Origin of the sequence: Haloarchaeobius salinus, assembly GCF_024464185.1 — an archaeon.
GTDB classification, from domain to species: domain Archaea; phylum Halobacteriota; class Halobacteria; order Halobacteriales; family Natrialbaceae; genus Haloarchaeobius; species Haloarchaeobius salinus.
Genome location: NZ_JANHAU010000001.1, coordinates 552910 through 572650 on the forward strand (window position 1 = coordinate 552910; position 19741 = coordinate 572650).

At 70.1% G+C, this 19741-nt stretch carries 21 protein-coding genes and 1 tRNA gene; 11 read left to right on the forward strand and 11 right to left on the reverse strand.

Annotated elements, in window-relative coordinates; genetic code table 11:
* Positions 1-447 precede the first annotated feature (447 nt).
* Together NO345_RS02745 and NO345_RS02750 are read right to left on the reverse strand one after the other, a co-directional pair.
* Positions 448-897 (reverse strand): DUF8060 family membrane protein, encoded by a 450-nt coding sequence (locus tag NO345_RS02745; protein ID WP_256296268.1) that lies wholly within the window; start codon positions 895-897, stop codon positions 448-450.
* Positions 894-1907: a DUF7490 domain-containing protein gene (locus NO345_RS02750; protein ID WP_256296270.1), complete on the reverse strand. Its 1014-nt coding sequence runs from the start codon at positions 1905-1907 to the stop codon at positions 894-896. The genes NO345_RS02745 and NO345_RS02750 overlap by 4 nt, the downstream gene beginning before the upstream one ends.
* A gap of 120 nt (positions 1908-2027) precedes the next feature.
* Here NO345_RS02750 and NO345_RS02755 point away from each other — a divergent pair, with 120 nt between their 5' ends.
* A complete protein-coding gene (locus tag NO345_RS02755; protein WP_256296272.1) occupies positions 2028-3464 on the forward strand; it encodes a receiver/sensor box histidine kinase in 1437 nt (478 codons plus the stop codon).
* 38 nt (positions 3465-3502) lie between these two features.
* Here NO345_RS02755 and NO345_RS02760 read toward each other — a convergent pair whose 3' ends face one another.
* Positions 3503-4870, reverse strand: coding sequence for an MATE family efflux transporter (locus tag NO345_RS02760; protein WP_256296274.1), 1368 nt, complete (start codon positions 4868-4870; stop codon positions 3503-3505).
* Positions 4871-4948: 78 nt separating this feature from the next.
* Between NO345_RS02760 and NO345_RS02765 the strand changes: the two genes are divergently transcribed.
* A complete protein-coding gene (locus NO345_RS02765; protein WP_256296276.1) occupies positions 4949-5353 on the forward strand; it encodes a gamma-glutamylcyclotransferase family protein in 405 nt (134 codons plus the stop codon).
* 328 nt (positions 5354-5681) lie between these two features.
* Positions 5682-6893, forward strand: a complete 1212-nt coding sequence (gene ilvA / locus NO345_RS02770) for a threonine ammonia-lyase (protein WP_256296289.1) — start codon at positions 5682-5684, stop codon at positions 6891-6893.
* Here ilvA and NO345_RS02775 read toward each other — a convergent pair.
* The gene (locus NO345_RS02775; RefSeq protein WP_256296290.1) at positions 6869-7741 is read right to left on the reverse strand and encodes a hypothetical protein; all 873 of its coding nucleotides are present in this window, start codon (positions 7739-7741) and stop codon (positions 6869-6871) included. The genes ilvA and NO345_RS02775 overlap by 25 nt on opposite strands.
* 110 nt (positions 7742-7851) lie before the next feature.
* Between NO345_RS02775 and NO345_RS02780 the strand changes: the two genes are divergently transcribed.
* The 4 genes from NO345_RS02780 (at position 7852) to NO345_RS02795 (ending at position 9270) form a co-directional block, all read left to right on the forward strand.
* Positions 7852-8232 (forward strand): Rid family detoxifying hydrolase, encoded by a 381-nt coding sequence (locus tag NO345_RS02780; RefSeq protein WP_256296294.1) that lies wholly within the window; start codon positions 7852-7854, stop codon positions 8230-8232.
* The gene (locus NO345_RS02785; RefSeq protein WP_256296295.1) at positions 8229-8429 is read left to right on the forward strand and encodes a DUF7981 family protein; all 201 of its coding nucleotides are present in this window, start codon (positions 8229-8231) and stop codon (positions 8427-8429) included. Before NO345_RS02780 ends, NO345_RS02785 begins: the two co-directional genes overlap by 4 nt.
* Before the next feature lie 48 nt (positions 8430-8477).
* Positions 8478-8559 (forward strand) — tRNA-Ser (locus tag NO345_RS02790).
* Between the two features lie 96 nt (positions 8560-8655).
* A complete protein-coding gene (locus NO345_RS02795; protein ID WP_256296296.1) occupies positions 8656-9270 on the forward strand; it encodes a rubrerythrin family protein in 615 nt (204 codons plus the stop codon).
* 1 nt (position 9271) lies between these two features.
* On the opposite strand, the gene NO345_RS02800 is transcribed toward NO345_RS02795, so the two are convergent.
* The 6 genes from NO345_RS02800 to NO345_RS02825 all read right to left on the reverse strand — a co-directional run bounded on the left by NO345_RS02800 (position 9272) and on the right by NO345_RS02825 (position 15205).
* The gene (locus NO345_RS02800) at positions 9272-9544 is read right to left on the reverse strand and encodes a DUF7553 family protein (RefSeq protein WP_256296298.1); all 273 of its coding nucleotides are present in this window, start codon (positions 9542-9544) and stop codon (positions 9272-9274) included.
* Complete coding sequence (locus NO345_RS02805) at positions 9541-11022, reverse strand: hypothetical protein (RefSeq protein WP_256296300.1); 1482 nt, start codon at positions 11020-11022, stop codon at positions 9541-9543. Before NO345_RS02805 ends, NO345_RS02800 begins: the two co-directional genes overlap by 4 nt.
* On the reverse strand, positions 11023-11937 hold the full coding sequence (locus NO345_RS02810; RefSeq protein WP_256296302.1) for a hypothetical protein: 915 nt from the start codon (positions 11935-11937) through the stop codon (positions 11023-11025).
* An 89-nt stretch (positions 11938-12026) separates the two neighbouring features.
* Positions 12027-12977, reverse strand: a complete 951-nt coding sequence (locus NO345_RS02815; RefSeq protein WP_256296303.1) for a DUF7536 family protein — start codon at positions 12975-12977, stop codon at positions 12027-12029.
* 59 nt (positions 12978-13036) lie between these two features.
* Positions 13037-14389 (reverse strand): MFS transporter, encoded by a 1353-nt coding sequence (locus tag NO345_RS02820; RefSeq protein ID WP_256296305.1) that lies wholly within the window; start codon positions 14387-14389, stop codon positions 13037-13039.
* A gap of 111 nt (positions 14390-14500) precedes the next feature.
* Complete coding sequence (locus tag NO345_RS02825; RefSeq protein ID WP_256296307.1) at positions 14501-15205, reverse strand: uracil-DNA glycosylase family protein; 705 nt, start codon at positions 15203-15205, stop codon at positions 14501-14503.
* Positions 15206-15341: 136 nt separating this feature from the next.
* On the opposite strand from NO345_RS02825, the gene NO345_RS02830 reads away from it, so the two are divergent.
* The 4 genes from NO345_RS02830 (at position 15342) to NO345_RS02845 (ending at position 19062) form a co-directional block, all read left to right on the forward strand.
* Positions 15342-16298, forward strand: a complete 957-nt coding sequence (locus NO345_RS02830) for a succinylglutamate desuccinylase/aspartoacylase family protein (protein ID WP_256296309.1) — start codon at positions 15342-15344, stop codon at positions 16296-16298.
* A 97-nt stretch (positions 16299-16395) separates the two neighbouring features.
* Positions 16396-17505, forward strand: a complete 1110-nt coding sequence (locus tag NO345_RS02835) for a pyridoxal-phosphate dependent enzyme (protein ID WP_256296311.1) — start codon at positions 16396-16398, stop codon at positions 17503-17505.
* Complete coding sequence (locus tag NO345_RS02840; RefSeq protein ID WP_256296313.1) at positions 17506-18039, forward strand: NUDIX domain-containing protein; 534 nt, start codon at positions 17506-17508, stop codon at positions 18037-18039.
* Positions 18040-18126: 87 nt separating this feature from the next.
* The gene (locus NO345_RS02845; RefSeq protein ID WP_256296315.1) at positions 18127-19062 is read left to right on the forward strand and encodes a branched-chain amino acid transaminase; all 936 of its coding nucleotides are present in this window, start codon (positions 18127-18129) and stop codon (positions 19060-19062) included.
* Between the two features lie 6 nt (positions 19063-19068).
* On the opposite strand, the gene NO345_RS02850 is transcribed toward NO345_RS02845, so the two are convergent.
* Positions 19069-19731, reverse strand: coding sequence for a DUF502 domain-containing protein (locus tag NO345_RS02850; protein WP_256296317.1), 663 nt, complete (start codon positions 19729-19731; stop codon positions 19069-19071).
* Positions 19732-19741 lie beyond the last annotated feature (10 nt).

Genomic DNA, 19741 nt, shown 5'->3' on the forward strand with positions numbered 1-19741 from the left:
CGGTCGTCAGCGTTCCACGCCGCGGAGCCGCTGCTTCGCGGTAGCGTAGGCGGAGTGGAGGCGGTGCGGTAGCGGAGGCGGAGCGGAGGCGGTGCGGTAGCGGAGGCGGAGTGGAGGCGGCGCGGTCGGTCGTACGGCGGCCGAAGGCCGCCGTTTCACCGCGGCGAACGGAGTGAGCCGCGGCCTTTTTGGCCCAGCTTTTTCGAGGAGCGGTGCGCCGGAGGCGCACCCGACGACGAAAAAGGTGGTCGTTAGTCGGCTCCGGCGTGTTCGCGCCAGCCGCAACCGGGGCACAGGAGCGAGCCGCCGGTCTTCCGGGCGGATGTCGCACAGCGTGGGCAGGTCATGTAGGTCACCTCTGAGGAGGACGGACGCTAGCGGAGGGCTTGACCGTTGCGAGTGTGTGCGACACAGTGTCGTGGCTGGTGGCGTCCGACCGCGGGCCGGTCAGCGGGTCAGCTCCCTGGTGACCTGCACGATACCGATGAGCGTCAGGCACAGCAGCACGAGCGAGACGGTGCTGCGGACGACGGACCGGTACTCCGGCCCCACCCAGTCCGTGATGGCCTGCATGGTGCTCCCGTAGAACTGGAACAGCAGGACGACGCTGAACAGGGCGAGGACGGCGAGTGCGACCCAGAGGACGGACCGGCGGACGCGGTCGCCCGACCCGTCGTCGGACTCGGGTGGCTCGCCGTCGCCACCGTCGCGTCCGGGTTCGGCCTCCGTGACGGCCGGTTCGCTGTCGTCGGTTGACTGGCCGTCGGCATCGGGGGCCGGTCCGTCGGCGTCGTCGGGGACCGACCCGCCGTCGTCGAGCGTGGACCCCGCGTCGTCGGCGTCCGGGGCGGTCGTGCGCGGTTCGTCGTCGGTGTCGTGGGTGGTGTCGTCGGTCATCGTCGGAGCCTCCGTGCGAGCAGGGCGGTCGCGAGCAGTGCAGCGAGAGCGACGGGGACGCCGAAGCCGGGCTGGCCGCCGCCGTCGGCAGCGTCCTCCCGCTCGGTCCGGGCGGGCGGCTGGTCGTCCTCGTCCGCGAAGTCGCCGCTCTCGAAGCCGCCGGTATCGTTCTCCTCGTCGACGCTGAGTCCGGCACCGGGGCCGAGGTTGGCGACCGAGCGCTCGGTGTCGACGACGGTGTCGCCCCGCCAGAGGATGGCGTCGAGGTAGTAGTCGTAGCCGTCGGGGACGGTCAGCTCGGCGCTCGGTGTGACCGTCTCGCCTGGGTCGACGCGCCCGACGTCGACGGTCGTCCGGTCGGCGACGACGTTCGAGCCGTTCTGTCTGGCCTTCAGGACGAAGCGGAGGTCGTCGGCGGGCTCGTCGCCGGTGTTCGAGAGGTACGTCGTCACGTCGAGCGTCGCCTCGTCGCCGGACACCGACGCGATGCTGTACTCGATCACCGGGAGGTCGGCACCCTCGAACTCGTGGAAGGCGACGGGTGTGCGCTCGTACTCGGGGACGAGGTGTTCGACGCCCGAGACGGTCCGGCTCCCGGCGTCGAGCCGACGGTCGTCGCGGTAGAGGACGGCCTCGATGCGGTAGCCGCCCTCGCGGGGGACCGCGAGCGTGCCGGTGACGTTGACCTCGCGACCGCCGGACAGTTCGCCGAGCGAGAGCGTCCGTGTGGCGGCGACGGTGCCGCTCTCGTCGTCGGTGGCCCGGAGGAGGACGGTGACGTTCGGGGCGGTGTTGCCGCGGTGTTCGACGTACGGCGTCACGGCGAAGGTGGCCGTGCCGCCGGAGACGTTCTCGACGGCGATGGTCAGGTCTTCGACGGAGCCACCGCCGGGGTCCGTCGGTTCGGGAGGCACGGGGGACTGGAGGGCGTCGGGCACGGCGACGAGGACACCGGCCGTCGCGACGACGGCGATGACGGCGAGCGCCGCCAGAACCGATTCGATACGCATACCGACATGTCTGCATGCGTTTGTAAATGCTTTGTGTGGGCCGACGTGTCAGCGCTGGCCACAACCCCTTTTATCGCTACACTCGTCTACCGACCGTACTTGGGGCCGCTATCCACTGGAATGACCGACACTGACCGCCCGTCCGTCCTCTGTGTCGTGGCGTCCGACGAGCGGCGTTCCCGCCTCGTCGACGCGTTCGACGGGAGCGTCCGTGTCGAGACGATGGCGTCCGTCGACGACGCGGTGGCGCTGCTCGAGACATCCGTCGGCACCCACTGCGTGCTGCTGGCCGACGACGTCCGGGACGGCGACCTCGTCGAGGCCATCGAGCAGTTCGACGGGTTGATCCTCGACCTGCCGGTCGTCGCCGTCGCCCAGGACCGCCGCGACGTGGCATCGGCCGCGCTCGACGCGGGCGCGGTCGACGTGGTCGACGACGGCAGCGAGGTGGCACGCCGGCTGGCGGCCGAGCGGGCGACCCGTGCCGCCGAGCGCTGGATCCGGGAGATGGAGTCGCGTTCGATGTCGAAGGTGCAGACGTTGTTCGAGAACACGAGCGATGGCGTCGTCGAGGCGAAGCTGTCCGGCGAGACGGCCATCATCCAGCAGGCGAACCACGCCTTCGCGCAGACGTTCGGCGCGGAGCCGGGCACGCTCGTCGGCCGGGACCTCGACGACGTCGTGCTTCCGCCGTCGCGGCGGACCGAGGGGCGGGAGCTCAACCGCCGCGTCGCGGACGGCGAGCGGGTCGAGACCGAGGTGCGCCGGCTCGCCGCCGACGAGGTCCGGACGTTCCTGCTCCGCAGCGTCGCCGTCACGCCGGGGAGCGACCGGGCGTACTTCGTCTACACCGACGTGACCGAGCAGCGCGAACGCGAACGCGAGCTCCAGCGCCAGAACGAGCGCCTCGACGAGTTCGCGGGCATCGTCAGCCACGACCTCCGGAACCCGCTGACGGTCGCCTGCGGCCACCACGAGCTGCTCGACGACGAGTACGAGCACGAGAGCCTCGACGAGCTGGGCTGGGCGCTCGAACGCATGAAGTCGCTCATCGCCGACGTGCTCCAGCTCGCCCGGACGGGCAAGACCGTCGACGACCCCCAGCCGGTGTCGCTCCAGCACGTCGCGCGCGAGGCGTGGTCGTACTGCGACACCGGCGAGGCGAGCCTGCGCGTCGTCGAGCACGACGGCTCGCTGCTGGCCGACCCGGAGCGCCTGAGCGCGCTGTTCGAGAACCTCTACCGGAACTCGGTCGCCCACGTCGGCGGGGACGTGGCGGTCGTCGTCGAACGGACGGTACACGGCTTCGGGGTCGCCGACGACGGCCCGGGACTGCCCGTCACGGACGCCAGTCGGGCGTTCGAGCAGGGTTTCACGACGGCCGAGGACGGCACCGGCTTCGGGCTGGCCATCGTCGAGGACATCGCCGAGGCCCACGGCTGGACGGTCCGGGTCGACCCGGCCCACGACGGCGCGCGCTTCGTCTTCGAGAACGTCGAGTGGGTCGAGGACGACCAGCCCGGGCCCGGTGGGCACTCCGGCGACCCGGCGAGGTAGGCGACGTCGACGCATAGGCGGTCGTCGGTCCGGGCCGGTCAGTCCACCACGCTCCCGCGTTCTGCCATCATCCGTGCCGCCCGGTTCGCCCAGTCGCCGTAGCGGAACCCGAGCGCGACGACGACCGCGGCGAGCCCGTAGTAGCCGACGATGCCGCCGTACGCACCGACGACGCCGTAGTCCAGGACGACGCCGACGACGTAGCTGAAGCCGAGGAAGAAGAGACCGAGCCCGAGGATACGGGCGACGAACGGCGTGCGCGTCTCGCTGCCGCCCTGCAGGCTGCCGGAGAAGACGACGAACGTCACGAGCGCCGGGGCCGCGAGCCCGTAGACCCGGGCGAAGTCGACGGCGTAGTCCACGGTCGCGGGGTCCCGGGTGAAGATGCGCACGAACAGCGGCGCGGTCACGACCAGCACGAGGCCGATGCTCCCGACGGTGACGAGTCCGAGCAGCGCGGTCGCGTAGCCGTTCTCGCGGGCGGCCTCGGGGTCGCCCTCGCCGAGTGCCTGCCCGACCACGACGCTGGCGGCGACACTGTAGCCGCGCGAGAGCGGGCCCGTAACCTGCTGGTACAGCCGGCGACCGACCTGGAACGCGGCGTTGACCTCGGTGCCGAAGCCGAGCAGCAGCGCGTTGAACGGGAACTCCGCGAACGTCTCCACGAACCCCTCGACGACACGGGGGGCGGAGACGACGACGAGCTGGCGGGCGATGACGGGGTTGGTCGGCATGGCGAAGCTCGCGCTGGTCCGCCCCGCGAACATCACCGCACAGAGCACGACGGCGGTGAACACGTTGCTGAAGGCGGTCGCGGCTCCGACGCCGACGATCTCGTAGCGCGGCACGCCGAACAGGCCGAGTCCGAGGGTGACGCTCCCGACGATGTTCAGGCCGTTCGAGACGACGTTGACGTACATCGGCGTGCGCGTGTCGCCGGTGCCCTGCAACGACCGGGCGGCGATGAGCGACACCTGGCGGGCCGGCGCGGTCGCGAAGATGATGGCGAGGTAGGTGCCGCCGAGGCTGGCGACGGTGTCGTTCGCGCCGAGGATGGCCAGCGCCTCGTAGCCGAACGTCAGCCCGAACAGGACGAACGGGATACCGGTGACGAGCCCGAGGACGATGGCCTGCGTGACGGCTTCGTCGCGGTTCGCAGCCGCGGCGGCCCCCGTGTCCTGGCTCGACAGCGCGATGGCCCCACCGCCGAGTCCGAGGCCGATCCTGAGGGGGAAGCGCGAGTAGAGGTCGGCCAGCCCGATGGCCGCGATGGCCGCCGGCGAGAACAGCCCCGTGACGATGATGTCGGTGGTGCGCATCGCCGTGCGCACCGTCTGCTCGACCATCACCGGCCACGAGAGCCCGAGGACCCGCCGCCAGACGGCGAACAGCCGACCCCTGTCCATGGTCTGCTTGTGTCCCTCGGTGCCTTCGTGTTGACGGAAGCGGAAGCGTCAGGGACCCGGCGGCCGTCCGCGAGACCGATGGACGTCTTCGTCTACGGCACGCTCACCGACCCCGACCGCGTCGCCGAACTGCTCGACGACTGGTCGTTCGGCCCGGACGCCGTCCTCCGGGGGGCCCACCGCGTCGACGGTCGGTACCCGACGCTCGCGCCCGGCGGGGAGACGGCGGGGCGGATCCTCCACACGACCGAGATTGCGGCACTGGACCGCTACGAGGGCGTCGAGAGCGGGCTGTACCGACGGGTCACGGTCCCGCGGGAGGCCGACGCTGGCGACGGCGAACCGGTCCAGATGTACGTCGGCGACCCGGCCGAACTCGCGGTCGTGGACGCCGCCGCGGACTGGCCCGACGGCCCGCCGACGCTCGACGCACTGGCCGAACTGGTTTCGGCCGAAGGTGTCGTGGTACCAACGCTCGAATGACACCCGGCAGACGACCGTCTGACGGCCACTGAAGGTCGACGCAGTACTGCGATTACACTTTCACTCCGGATGGCTGGCGTTTATATACATCCGGGCCGACGACTCAGTTGCACGTCACACGCGTGCTACCCCGTATTTCCCTTTGGACGACCGCGGCGGGCTCCCCGTACCCGCGACGGGCGTCTCTTTCGGCGTATCCCGGTGAGCGACGGGCTCGCCGGTCGCTGGATGGAGATCGGATCCGGACCGATGCTCGCGCCGTCCCCGACATCGGCGACGGGCACCCATGACGGCAATATTAACCGGGCGGCGGTCCAACCCCGCGATTATGCTCGAACTCGACGACGTTCTCGCCGCGGAGCCGCGAGTCAGGGAGACATCGCGGCACACACCCATCGAGTACACGCACACGTTCTCGGACATGACGGGCGCGGAGGTCCACCTGAAGATGGAGAACTTCCAGCGCACCGGCTCGTTCAAGATCCGGGGGGCGACCAACCGCATCGCGACGCTGTCCGAGGAGGAGAAGGCGGCCGGTGTCGTCACCGCGAGCGCGGGCAACCACGCACAGGGGGTGGCGCTGGCGGCGACGCGCTCGGGCGTCGACGCGAAGATCGTCATGCCGGAGTACGCACCCATCTCGAAGATCAAGGCGACCCAGAGCTACGGCGCGGCGGTCGTCCTCCACGGCGCGGACTACGACGAGGCAGCCGAGAAGGCCCACGAGCTCGAAGCCGAGGAGGGCCGGACGTACGTCCACGCGTTCGACGACGAGAAGGTGATGGCGGGCCAGGGCACCATCGGGCTGGAGGTCCTGGAGGACCTGCCCGAGGTCGAGACGGTCGTCGTCCCCATCGGGGGCGGCGGGCTCATCTCCGGCATCGCGACCGCGATCAAGGCGAAGAGCCCGGAGACGCGGGTCATCGGCGTGCAGGCCGAGGGCGCATCGAGCGTCGCCCAGTCGCTCACCAAGGGCCACCGCGTCGAGCTCGACCGCGTCGACACCATCGCCGACGGCATCGCGGTCCGAGGCCCCGGCACGCTCACCTACGAGGTCATCACGGAGCGCGTCGACGAGGTCGTCACGGTCTCCGACCCCGAGATCGCGATGGCGCTGACGTACGTGCTCGAACGCGGGAAGACGCTCGTCGAGGGTGCCGGCGCGGCCCCGCTCGCCGCCCTGCTGTTCGACAAGTTCGACTACGAGGAGGACGAGGTCGTCGTCCCGGCGATGTGCGGGGGGAACATCGACCTGAACATGCTGACGACGGTCATCATGCGCGGCCTCGTCGCGACGGGTCGGTACGTGAAGATCCGGACCGTGCTCCGTGACCGCCCCGGCTCGCTCGAGGACCTGCTCCACGTCATCAGCGAGAAGAAGGCGAACATCTACGCCATCCAGCACGACCGCACCTCCCGACAGATCGGCATGGCCGACACCGAGGTCGAGGTCGACCTCGAAACCCGGGGGAGAGACCACATCGACGAGCTGCTGGAGGCAATCCGCGACGCCGGCTACGAGGTCGAGGTGCTGGTCTGACCGGCGTACCTGACCGTCAGGAACTGCCGCCCGCACAGCCACATCTCGTGGGTGGCGACGACGGCGGCCCCCTCCGTTCTCCGCACGTCCGTCGGCGCGCCCGGCGCGTCCGCAGGCCACACCCGGAACCGCTGTACCATCGGCAGGGCGAACGCGCCCGCTGGCGTCACCAGGTAGAGGCCGGGATCACCCGGTGCCTCGGTCGTCAGCTCGACCGCGTCGTCGTCCAGATTCCGGAGCGAGAGCACCGTCGAGAGGTTGCACCCTGGGAGGGGGACCGCGATGTTGACGTACCGTTCGCCGTCGGCGGCGACGTGCGAGCCGTAGGCCGCGACGAACACCCCCTCACCGGTGTCGGCGTCGGTGCGGACCCACATCCGCGCGCCGTCCCGCGGGTCCAGTGCCGGGTCGATGCGCTCGAACCGGCTTTCGAGCCGGACCGTGCGACCGTCGCCCGGCGCTGGGAGGTTCAGCTGTTCGAGCCGGCTCGTCAGGTGACTCGCCAGCCACGCACCGCTCCGGAAGGGGCGGTGCCACTCGGCGGTCAGCGAGAGCTCGTACTCGCCGGTGCGCTCGTAGAAGGCCCGCACCTCGGGATCGACCAGCCCGGGGTCGAAGCCGTCGTGAGCGAAGGCGGCCATGTCGTCCATCTCGCCGACGGGGTGGTCGCCGGTGCCGACGCCGGTGCGCGCGACCCAGTCGCCACCGATCCGGGTGCGTGCAGTCAGCGGGCTGAGCGGCACGTCCGTCACTCGCGTACCGGCGAGACGACGGGCAGCGTAGCCGACCCCGGCGAGGGCGGCGGCTCCGGCGACGGCTCGACCGGCGGTTCGGCGAGGCGCGTCCATCGTCCCGATACGTTCGGGCGGTGGGTCAAGGAACGTCCGGTTCCAGACGACCGGCACCCCTGCTCGGGAAGTCGTCAGTATTTAAGACGGAGGGCGTCGTCGCCCAGCACATGAAGCGAACCATCAGCACCTCCGACGCCCCCGCGGCAGTCGGCGCGTACAGCCAGGCGACGACCAACGGCGACGTCATCTTCACGGCCGGCCAGATCCCGATGACGCCCGACGGCGAGCTGCTCGACGACGAGTCCATCACCGTCCAGACGCGCCAGTCCCTGGAGAACATCGAGGCCATCCTCGACGAGGAGGGCGCGAACATGACGGACGTGCTCAAGGTGACCGTCTTCATGGACGACATCGAGGACTTCGACGAGATGAACGACGCCTACAAGGAGTACTTCGTCGACAACCCGCCGGCCCGCTCGGCCGTCGAGGTCGCGAACCTCCCGAAGGGCGTCGGCGTCGAGATCGAGGCCATCGCCGACGCGGAGTGAACGAACGCACGAAATCGGCCCTGCTGTGGGGTGCAGTCGGCGTCTTCGCCTTCCTCGCCCTCCACCAGGGCTACGTGTTCGTGGGCGGCGAGAGCATCGGCATCCTCCCCGCCATCGGCGTGGCCGTCGTCGTCGGGGCAGTCGCCGCGGTGGCGGCGTACGCCGGCGAGGTCCGGCTGCTGCGGCGCGGTCGGTGACCGAAGAAACGTAGCCGTTAAATGCAGCACCCGATTATCGACGAACGAGCCAGGATGGCCGAACGGTAAGGCGCACGCCTGGAAAGCGTGTTCCCTTTCGGGATTCAGGGTTCAAATCCCTGTCCTGGCGTTTTCGCGACGCAGTAGGACCAGCCACGCGTCTCGAACCCCGGCAGGACGTGCGCCTGGCGGTGGTTACAAGCGGTCGCGGGTCGAACCGTCGGCCATGGATACAGCGGGGTTCGTCGAGGCGGTCGAGGACGGGAACCGGACGGAGCTGTCGCGGCTCGGCTCCTCGAAGTCACTGTACGCGCTGACGGGCGGGGAGCTGGACGCGGACCACGTCTACGCCGTCGTCGAGACGCTCGCGAATGCACAGGCCGACCGGTACGAACCGTGGGCCGACGAGGCCGACGGCGAGCTGGCCGACGTGCTGACTGCCGCGGCCGACGCCGAGCGCGAACGGGCGGCCGACGCCGCCGGGGAGACGGACGAATCCGTCGAGGGTGGACTGTTCGACGGGCTGGACGACTGCGAGGGAACGGCCGAGTGGGCGGCTGGGCTCGTGGCGGCGACGATCGTGACGAAGAAGCTGCAGGAGCAGCTCGTCGGCTTCTTCGTCGGGCAGGCCGACCCGACGACGGCGTCGACGTTCCGGAGCTACGGCGACGAGCTGGGCGAGCGACGCGAGGCGGCGCTGGCGGCGCTCGAGACGGTCTGTGCGGACGAGTCGGAGTGGGAGACCGCGGTCGATGCGGCTGGCGGCGTGGTCACCGCGGCGTACGACGTGTACGTCGACCGGCTGGAGGCGATGGGCGTGAACCCGAAGCCGGTCTGCTGACTCAGACGCCGGGGAGGGTCTCGCGGTAGGCGTGGACGTGGTCGAGTGCGGCGTCGACCTCCTCGCGGACCTCGCCGCCCTCCGCGGTGGCGACGTCGTCGAGGATGCGCTCGTGGCGGGCGAGGCGGCCGTGGTCCGGGCCGCGCTCGGCCTCGGCGTGGCGCTCGAACTCCTCGGCCTGCCGGTACAGTCGTTCGCGGGCGTCGGCGTCGCTGGCTGCCTGTGCGGCGGCGCGGACGTGCTCGCCGGCGGTCTCGAGCTGCTCGCGTGTCATACGTGGACGTACGACGGCTCGGGGGTTGTCGTTTGTGGTGCTGGCGAGGTCTGCGCGGACTGACGACGCGGGGTCGTGGCGACGACTGGGTCTGCGGCCGGCGTGTCGGCGGTTAGCGAGCCCGTCGTCGTCGTGGCGACCGCAGGTGAGGCGTCGGGGGCCGCGGTGGCGCTCGCCGCCGACTGGTTCGTCCTGAGGACGACGGTCTCCCGGTCGAGGGACACGTCGAGTGCGTCGAGCAGGCTAGCGTCGCCGACCGTGACGACGACCGTGGTGTCGTCGGGTCGGTCGGTCGCCGCTCGCACGTCGCCCTCGAGCCGCCAGCGGGCACCCGCCCGCTCGCCGTCGGCGTCGAAGGTGGCGTTCATGGCGTCGCGGAACTCGGTCGCGTCGGCGGCGGTGTCCCAGCGGGTCACCCAGACGAAGCTGGCGTTCGCGGTGGGGTCGTCGCGGTAGGTGACGAGCCGGTCGTTCCCCCAGCCGGCCGCGGCGTCGACCGCCTCGGGGACGGCGACGCCGTTCTCCAGGACGACGCGGGTGTACGCCTCGCCGAGCGTGTCGCTGGCGGAGCCGCGCCAGGTCGCCCCCTCGGCGATGGTCCGGACGGAGAGCGTGGCGGGTGGCTCGCTGCCCGGGTCGAGCCCGTGGAGCACCTGTTCGCTGGTCGTGGGTGGGCTCTCGTAGAGGGTGTCGACCGCGTCGAGCCCCGTCGACTGGTTGCGGACGTACTCGTATCCGAACAGGTACGCGGCCTGGCCGTGCCGGAACGGCGTGCCGGGGGTCGCCTCGGTGTACAGCGTCGTCGTCCGCTCGCCGCCGGTCGGTGCCTCCAGCCCGTAGGTCTCGACGTACCGGGTCTCGGTCCAGACGGCGACGCCCTCGACGATGCTCCGGGCGGTCCAGCGGGCGTCCGTGCTCGTCCCGCCGACGTTCCCGCGCACCGCCGACACCTGGTTGCGCTGGAACTGGACGACGTGGACGAACTCGTGGGCGAGGACGACCTCCAGCGCGGCCGGCGAGCCGTCGCCGGGGTAGACGCTGACGCCGCCGAAGGGGCTGGTCGCGCCGTTTGGCGTCCCCCGGAGGTCGGCGTCGCTGTCGTCGAGTTCGACGCCGACCAGCGCGCCGAAACGGCCGGTCCCGGTCGGTTGTCGTCGGTCGGTCGTGTTCGGTCCGAACCACGTCGAGGCGTTCTCGACGGCCACCTGGTCCGGCGGGCTGGCGGTCACGTCGAGCAGCGACTCCACGCGGTCGAACACCGGGGCGGCCGGGACGGAGAGACTGCCGCCACGGTAGCGGATGCGGGTCGAGTCGGTGTCGGCGGCGTCGGTGGGCTGGGAGGTGGGTCGTTCGGTCGTCGGGGGTGATTCGGCGGTCGCGGTGGCCGTCTCCGGGCGGTCGACCTCCTGTGCGCCACAGCCCGCGAGGAGGACGAGCAGGGTGCAGGCGAGGACGCCCAGCCGACGGCCGCGGCGCATTCAGGCGGTCACCTGCCGTGCGTGGACGACGCTCCGGTTCCCGCCGACCGGCACCGCGTCGTCGGCCTCGGGCGGGAGCGCCACGGTCACGTTCCGGTCGTAGGCGACGAAGTCGCGACGGACGTCGACGACCTGCTGGAGCGCCTGCCCGCTGACGGAGACGGTCTCGTTCACGTGAATGTCCGAGCGGACCACGAGACTCGTCTCGGTGGAGACGTAGAACGTGGCGTCGAACGCGTGGACCTCCCCGCCGCCGAAGTTGACGCCGCTCAGCTCGGCCAGCTCGGCGTCGCTGGGGCGGAGTGAGAGCACGTACGTCTCCTCGCCGCGGACCGTCTCGGTGCCGGTGACCGTGAGGTTCTCGGTGACGTTCAGGAGGTCAGTGTGCAACCGGAGTGCGCTCCGGTTCCGCCACAGTTGGTCGTAGCGTTCGGAGACGTTCTGGGTCACCCACTGGGAGCCGTACTGGCGCTCCAGCGCCGGGCTCCGGATGTAGAGGGAGTCGTTCAGCAGGTACGTCGACTGGTTCACCGTCCGCCCCTGGGACTGGACGGTCTGGTCGACGACGAGCCGACGCTGTGCGGCGTCGATGGTGATGTCGAACGTCGAACTGGTGGACTGGCTGGCGGTCGCCGTCGAGACGGTCTGGTCGAGCACGCCCTCGAGCTGGACGTCCGAGACGCCCCGGAGTGCGGTCAGCGCCGACTGCCGGATCTCGCGCTCCTCGGCGTCGGAGAACGCGGACTCGCCGTCGTCGGTCGGGGCCGTGGTGACGTCGTCTGTCGATGCCTCGGTCGACGTTCCGTCCGCCGGTGCGGTCGTCGCCGGGCGGCCGTCGCCCTGGTCCGCACAGCCGGCGAGCACCGGCGTCGCGAGCAGGACGACGACCAGGAGGAGGGCCTTCGTTCGTTGCATCGTCTACACACGGCTTGGGACTGGGTACGTATAATCCCTCGAGCGACTTTTCGCGGTCGGAAAACACGGACTCCGTCGGCGTGTCGGACTCAGCTCCCGTCGTCGAGCAGGCTGTCGACCTCGTCGGCCGACCAGTTCGCGGGCGTCGGCGACCCCCGGAGCGCGACCCCGAGGGCGGCCCAGGCGAGGGCGGTGGGGACGGCCGCGACCGCGCCGGAGACGGCGACGACGTCGGCGAGCGCGACTGCGACGGTCAGCGCGCCCAGCGCCGAGAGGGCGACGGCCGCGTCCGCGAGGATGCCGAGTTCGTCGCGCGCGGCTGTCGCGAGCAGTGCGGTGCCGACGGCGAGCGTGCCGACGCTCGCGACGAACGGCGTGAGTGCGGGTTCGACGGTCGCGCCGAGGAACGGCTCCGGTGTGAGGATGGCGGCGACGTGGACGGCGGCGACGCCGGCGGTCGCGAGGACGGTGCCGACGCGGTCGAGCGGGCTCCCGAGGCGCTTGATGCGCGTGTGGGCTGCCCAGACCCCGCCCACGACGAGGAGCACCGGCACCGAGATCCACGGCCGGACGGCGTCGGCGGCGGGCGCGAACCCGGCGAGGGTGCCGGCCGTCCAGAGCAGTCCCCCGGCCGCCCCGAGCCCGCCGCCGCGACGGACCCACTTCGGCGGCGAGGCGACGGCCTGCGCGAGCGTGCGAACCGTCAGCGCGGTCGTGACGAACAGCGCGGTGGCGACGGCGACGACGAACCCGAGGACGACGTACAGGAGCGGCGACTCGGGGCGGCCGCGGACGCCGGGTGCGACGGTGGGCACCGCGACGAAGAAGCCGTACAGCGCGACCGCGAGGACGATGCCGGCGACGACACCGACCCGGGCGTGGTGGCGGAAGCCGAGCGCCTCGAAGAACCGGAGCAGTGGCGGTCGGCCCGGCCGATGGTCGTCGGACGCTTTGGCGTCGGGCTCGGCCGCCACGCTGCCGTCGGCCCCGGCTGCCGGGTCGCCGTCGACCGGGTCGGCGGGCTCGGTGGCGTCTGTCACGGTCGACGGTTGGGACGAGAGCGACAAATCGGCGTCGGTCTGGTGCCGGGCGGGGCGGCTCAGGCGTACGCCGCGAACTCCTCGCCACGCAGGAGGAAGTACACGGTGCCCAGCAGGCCGACGACGGTGGCGAGGCCGAACGCGACCGCCGGCCCGGAGTAGCCGAGGTAACCGGCGGAGCCGTACAGCAGCCCGCCGAACGCGGCGCTCGGGATGGTGAGCGTGTTCCGGACGAGGTAGTACGATCCGGTCACGCGCCCGCCGGCGTTCTCCTCGGCGGGGCCGACGATGAGCGCCTTGTGCGCCGGGAGCCCGGCGAACCGGAGCCCGGAGAAGGCCCAGACAGCGCCGACGACGACCGCCTCGGAGAGCGCGACGGTGCCGAGGACGGGCAGTCCCGCGAGCGTGACGCCGCCGTCGGGCGCGGCGACGAGCAGCACCGGGAAGACGGCGTAGACGAAGAAGCCGACGCCGACGACGGGCTTCAGGCCGACCCGGCGCGCGAGGTTCGCGACGGGCACCATCGTCACCAGCGCGACGGCCATCTCGACGGCGAGGAAGACGCCGAACAGCGCCTCCGGGGAGAGGTAGAACCCGAAGAGCGTCGCGTCGGTCTCCAGGTAGCGCGTGACGACGAGGACGGCGAAGCCGTACACCATCCCGTTGGCGAACCGGACGAGCGTGTCGCCGACGAGCAGCGGCCGGAGCGGGTCGGGTAGGTTCGCGAGGTCGTCCCGAATCTGCGAGAGCCCTTCGAACTCCGTACCCAGCGAGTCCTCCTCGGCCTCGTACAGCACGTGCTGGGCGAGCGTCCCGACCAGTGCGAAGCCGACCGCCACGGCGAGCACGTACTGGAACCCGGGGTCGAAGCCGTAGGCGGCGAGCAGGCCGGCGGCGACGAGCGGCCCCACCAGGAAGGCGGTCCGGCGGAACGTCTCCGTGCTGGCGAAGCCCGTCGCCAGCCGGTCGTTCGGGACGCTCTGTTTGACGACGGCGAACGTCGCGCCCAGCCCGAACGACTTCCACGCCTGCGCGAGCACCAGCCCGACGAACACCCACGCCCACGCCGGAATTCCGGCGATAGCCAGCGCCGGCGCGAACACCCAGACCGCGAAGCCGAGCGCGGAGGCCAGCCCGAACAGCGTGAGCGCGGTCCGGGAGCCGATGCGGTCCGAGATGGCACCGCCCGGATACGGGTACGCCGCGCCGATGAGGTTCCCGAAGCTACCGTAGAGTCCGACCAGGAGCTCTGTACCGCCGAGGAAGAGGATGTACTCGCCCATGTACCGGCCCGTCATCTGGAAGCCGAGGCTGAACGCGAACATGGCGACCGAGAGCACGAACACGTCCCGCTCCAGCGCGAAGAACTGGCGGAAGTAGGTGAACGCCCCGGGTGTGTCGGCGTCCGCCATAGATGGCTGGAGGTGCGTTCGGTTCGGGTATAGAAGGTTCGGTCGCGGAGTACGGAGAGGAACGTAGTCGTATTGAGGCGAACTGTCGTCTGGTCGTTCTGAAACGGAGAGCTACCTCGGCTTCTCCTCTCGAACTGCTCGAATCGACGCCTGGACCGCGTTCATGTTTCTGGGATAGGACTCCTCAAGGTGCGGGTGGGTCTGAAGCCACTCTTCTCCCCAAGAACCACTTGTTCCTCGACTGAGCCACCCGTAGCTCCAGTGTGGGGAAGTAACAACAGGTGGGTCTGTGTCGAACACTCTCCCGCACTCCTTCGCCGTTGAAATCCGGCTTCTGTCGACACCGAGTGCGGATAGAGTACGTAAACAGGCGTTCTTCCCCAGCGCGACGATTACGTCCGGGTTTACCTGGTCGATCTCCTCTTGGAGGTAGGTCTGGCAATGAGCGAACTCGGTGTTCCGAGTCTGGTCGTCGATTCCACCCTCTGGTGGACATTTGATCGCGTCCGCCATCCAGACCGAGTCCATGTTCAGGCCATCGATAGGCTCCAACAACTCTTTGAGAACTGGTCCGCCAGTCCACTCCTCCAGAAACTTTTTCGAAATATCCCGATTGTACTCGTCCCATCCATCGTACTCATCCCAGTCGAACCGATGGCTCGGCTCGATTGTGACGAACATGAGCTCTCCCTCGGGATTGAATAATCCTGGATTCACTCGACACGAACGGCCATCATCGTAGGCCGGACAGCCCGAACACGCCGCCTCACCATTGAGTGCGTTGTCCCGAATGCGCTCTATCCACGTCGTTCCCATGCGCCATACTCTATCTCTGTTGACAAAAGTGTGGTTGCAGGTCACACACTTCTTCGAAGTGTGGGACAGGCTCGAAAATACCGCCATCCCACCGCAGACAGAACACCTAAAGGCAGACCGACCTTTGGCTACCTCAATGACGACTCTGGGAACGGCCAGCGCGGACCCCGGCGAGCTCGACACCGGTCGGCTCACCGTCGGGGAGACCCGCGACGGCAGTCCCGTCGGCCTGCCCGTCGCCGTCGTGAACGGCGAGCGCGAGGGCAAGACGCTCTACATGCAGGCGGCGAGCGACGGGAACGAGTTGAACGGCGTCGGCGTGATACGCGAGGTGTTCCCGAGGCTGGACCCCGCCGAGCTCGCCGGCGAGATCCGCATCGTGGGAATCGTGAACTTCCACGGCTTCCAGATCGACTCCCACCGGAACCCCATCGACGACACGAAGCTGAACCGGACCTACCCCGGCGATTCGGAGGGCACGTCCTCGGAGCGCATCGCGGCGGCGACGTTCGACGCGGCGCGGGACGCGGACCTCATCCTCGACCTGCACCAGGGCTCGGACAGCCGGATGATACACGAGACGCGGGTGCGCTGTGGCCGTCGGCACCGGCTGCACCAGCAGTGCCTCGAGTTCGCGAAGGTGTTCGGCGCGGGGCACATCCTCGACCAGAAGGGCCCGGACGGCCAGCTCGCCCGCGCCGGCCCGGACGAGGGCATCCCGACCATCGACCCGGAGCTCGGCGGCACCGTCGGCTTCGACGCCGAGAGCGTCGCCATCGGCGTGGAGGGCGTGTTCAACGTGCTCCGGCACTACGAGTTCATCGACGGCGACACGGACCTGACGCCACAGACCCGCGCGGCGGGCTTCGACCAGTACGGCGCGCCGGCCGGCGGGCTCGTCGACTTCGCGGTCGACCTCGGCGACCGGGTCAAGCGCGGCGACACGCTGTTCCGCGTCACCGACCCGTTCGGCCAGCTGAAGGCCGAGGTGACCGCGGACTCGAACGGCCTGTTCTGGCGGACGCGCCGGCTGCCGCAGGTCGCGACCGGCGAGTACGTCTGTTCGGTGGGGACCGACCTCGACAGCTACTGACGACGGGCCGCCCGGCAAACCTATCTGCCAGCCCTTCGACCACCCAGTCAGACCCCCACAACAGTCACCCACCTTCGACATCAGCCACATCCCTTCCATGACACTACAGAACCTCTACTGCCAGGCCTGCGGTGCGGAGTACGACGCCGGTCCGGACGAGCCGTGGCGCTGTTCCTGCGGCCACGCGCTGGACCTCGAGACACCACCGCTCCCCGACGGCGACCCGCTGCCGGTGAGCCAGCTCGACACCCGACGCGGGCTGTGGACGTTCCACGAGTTCCTCCCGGTCGACCGCGCGGTCACGCTGGGCGAGGGATTCACGCCGGTCGTCGAATCCGACCGCTGGGACGCCGAGTTCAAGCTCGAGTACGTCTCCCCGAGCGGCTCGTTCAAGGACCGCGGCGCGACGACGACGCTCTCGCGGGCGGCCACGCTGGGCGTCGAGAAGGTCATCGAGGACTCCTCGGGCAACGCCGGCGCGGCCATCGCGACGTACGCCGCCCGGGCGGGCATCGAGGCCGACGTGTACGTACCGGCCGACGTGAAGCAGTCGAAGCTGATGGCCATCCAGCGCGCCGGTGCCCGGCCCGTCAGGGTCGAGGGCAGCCGCGAGGACGTGACCGACGCGGCCATCGACGCCGTCGAGTCCGGCGAGGGCTGGTACGCCAGTCACTCCTGGAACCCCGCGTTCTACGCGGGCACGATGACGTTCGCCATCGAGCTCGCCGCCCAGCGCGACTGGACGGTGCCCGACTCGGTCGTCCTCCCGGTCGGCCACGGGACGCTCGCGCTCGGCGCGTACCGCGGCTTCGACCTGCTCGAACGCGCCGGCATCGTCGACCGCGTCCCCCGGCTGCTCGTCGGGCAGGCCGCGGGCTACGCGCCCCTCGCCGCGGAGTTCCGGGGACTCGTCGCCGAGGACGAGGACGACACCGAGAACGAGATGGCCGACGGCATCCAGATCGCCGAGCCGGCGCGTCACGACCAGCTCCGGGCGGCCATCGAGGACTCCGGCGGCGACGCCATCGCGCTCGGCGAGCACGTCGTCGAGAACACGCTCGACGCGCTCCACCGCGACGGCTTCTACGTCGAGCCGACCTGCGCCGTCGCCCCCGCCGCGCTCACGAAGTACCGCGAGCTCGGCGTGATTGACGACGACGAGGACGTTGTCGTCCCGCTCACCGGCAGCGGCCTGAAGACGATGTAGATGACGACCTACCCCGCCAGCTTCTGTCCCGACTGCGGCACCGAACTCGTCGACCGCCACGTCGACGGCCGCGAGCGGCGTTTCTGCGGGTCCTGCTCGCAGGTCGTCTGGCACAACCCTGCGCCCTGTGCCGGCGTCGGCGTCGTCGGCGAGGATGGGGTGCTGCTCGCCCAGCGCGACGTGCCCCCGGGGCGCGGCGAGTGGAGCATCCCCGGCGGGCACATGGAGGCCGACGAACCGGCACCCGTCGCGGCGGCGCGCGAGTTGGCGGAGGAGACCGGACTCCGGGTCGACCCCGCCGACCTCGAACTCGTCGACTGCTTCCACACCAGCAACGGGGACGGCAAGTACGTCGTCTCCGTCGGATACGTGGTACGGGCGGCGGACTGCGCGGGGACGGCGACGGCCCGCGACGAGGTGCAGGCCGTCGGCTGGTTCACGCCCGAGACGTTCGCGGCGCACGACGGCGTCCTCCACGGGGACCACACGGGGCGGTTCCGTGCCGCCTGGGACTGGTTCGGTTCGCGGGCCTGAGCGGCGCCCTCGCCTGTTCTCGCGACGATGGTGACCGTCGAGAGCAAATCGCCCACACCTATATGGGACGCAAGCGTTGCCACGAGCATGAGCTTCGCCGAAATGGACGTGGACACGATCTGGATGGACGGGGAGTACGTCGACTGGGAGGACGCACAGATTCACGTGCTCACCCACGGACTCCACTACGGAACCGGCGTCTTCGAGGGCGCGCGCTGTTACGACACCGAGAAGGGCCCGGCCATCTTCCGCTGGGACGACCACGTCGAGCGGCTCTACCAGTCCTGCAAGCCGTACGAGATGGAGATCGACCACGAGCCCGCGGAGATAACCGAGGCCACGAAGACGCTCATCGCCGAGCAGGAGCTCGCGTCCTGCTACATCCGACCCATCGTCTTCTACGGCTACAAGAGCCTCGGCGTCTCGCCCGGTGACTGCCCGACGCGGACCGCCATCGCGTGCTGGCCGTGGGGCACCTACCTCGGCGAGGACGCGCTGGAGAACGGCATCAAGGTGAAGGTGTCGTCGTGGCGAAAGCACTCCTCCAGCCAGATCCCGACGAACGCGAAGACGACCGGCCTCTACGTCAACAGCCTGCTCGCCGGCGAGGAGGCCCGCCGCAACGGCTACCGCGAGGCCATCGTCCTGAACAAGGAGGGCAACGTCGCCGAGGGCCCCGGCGAGAACATCTTCCTCGTCCGCGACGGCGAGATCTACACGCCCGGGCTCTCCGAGAGCATCCTCGACGGCATCACCCGCGACACCGTCATCACGCTCGCCGAGGAGCTGGGCTACGAGGTCCACGACAACGTCTCCATCTCGCGTGGCGAGCTCAACACCGCCGACGAGCTCTTCTTCACCGGCTCGGCCGCCGAGGTCACGCCCATCCGGCAGGTCGACAACGTCGAGATCGGCGACGGCTCGCGCGGTCCGGTCACCGAGGAGATACAGCAGCGGTTCTTCGACGTGGTCAACCGGCGCACCGACGACCACGACGAGTGGTTCGACTACGTCGACGCCTGAACTGGCTCAGTCCCCTTCTTCGTCGTCCTCGACCTCGACCAGATCCTCGACCGTCGAGTTGCCCATCCGCTCGGAGTCGCCGAAGCCCGCCGAGAGGATGCGGGTGAGGGCGTCTTCGACGCGTTCGTCGGTCTCCTCGAGCTCCTCGGGCGGGATCTCGATGACGAACCCGGTGGTGATGTTCGGCGCGGTCGGCATGAACACCACCTCGCGGCCGTCCTCGGTCGTCTTCCCGGTCTTGAACGCGGTGAGACGCATCCCCGGCAGCGGCTCGACGCGGACGGGTTTCTGCAGCGAGTCGGTGCCGCCGAGTGCGGTCTCCGCAGCCATCTTCGAGGCGTTGTAGACGACGCGCAGGCCGGGGACGCGGTTGGCCATGTTGTCGATGAGTCCCTCGGCCAGGTTGCCGACTGCGGTCCGCATCAGGTAGCCGACGGAGAAGACGAACACGACGAAGACGGCGAGGACGACGAGCACGCGGAGCGGTTCGACGAGGGCGTCCGCAACCGCGCTCGACAGGCCGAGGTCGGTGAGCAGGTCGACCCTGATGACGCGCTGTGGCGTGATGGCGGAGACGACGCCGTACAGCCAGGCGATGACGTAGGCGCTGACGAGCACGGGCAGGACGACGATGAGACCCGACGCGAAGTCCCGTTTCCACGACGACATACACGCGACC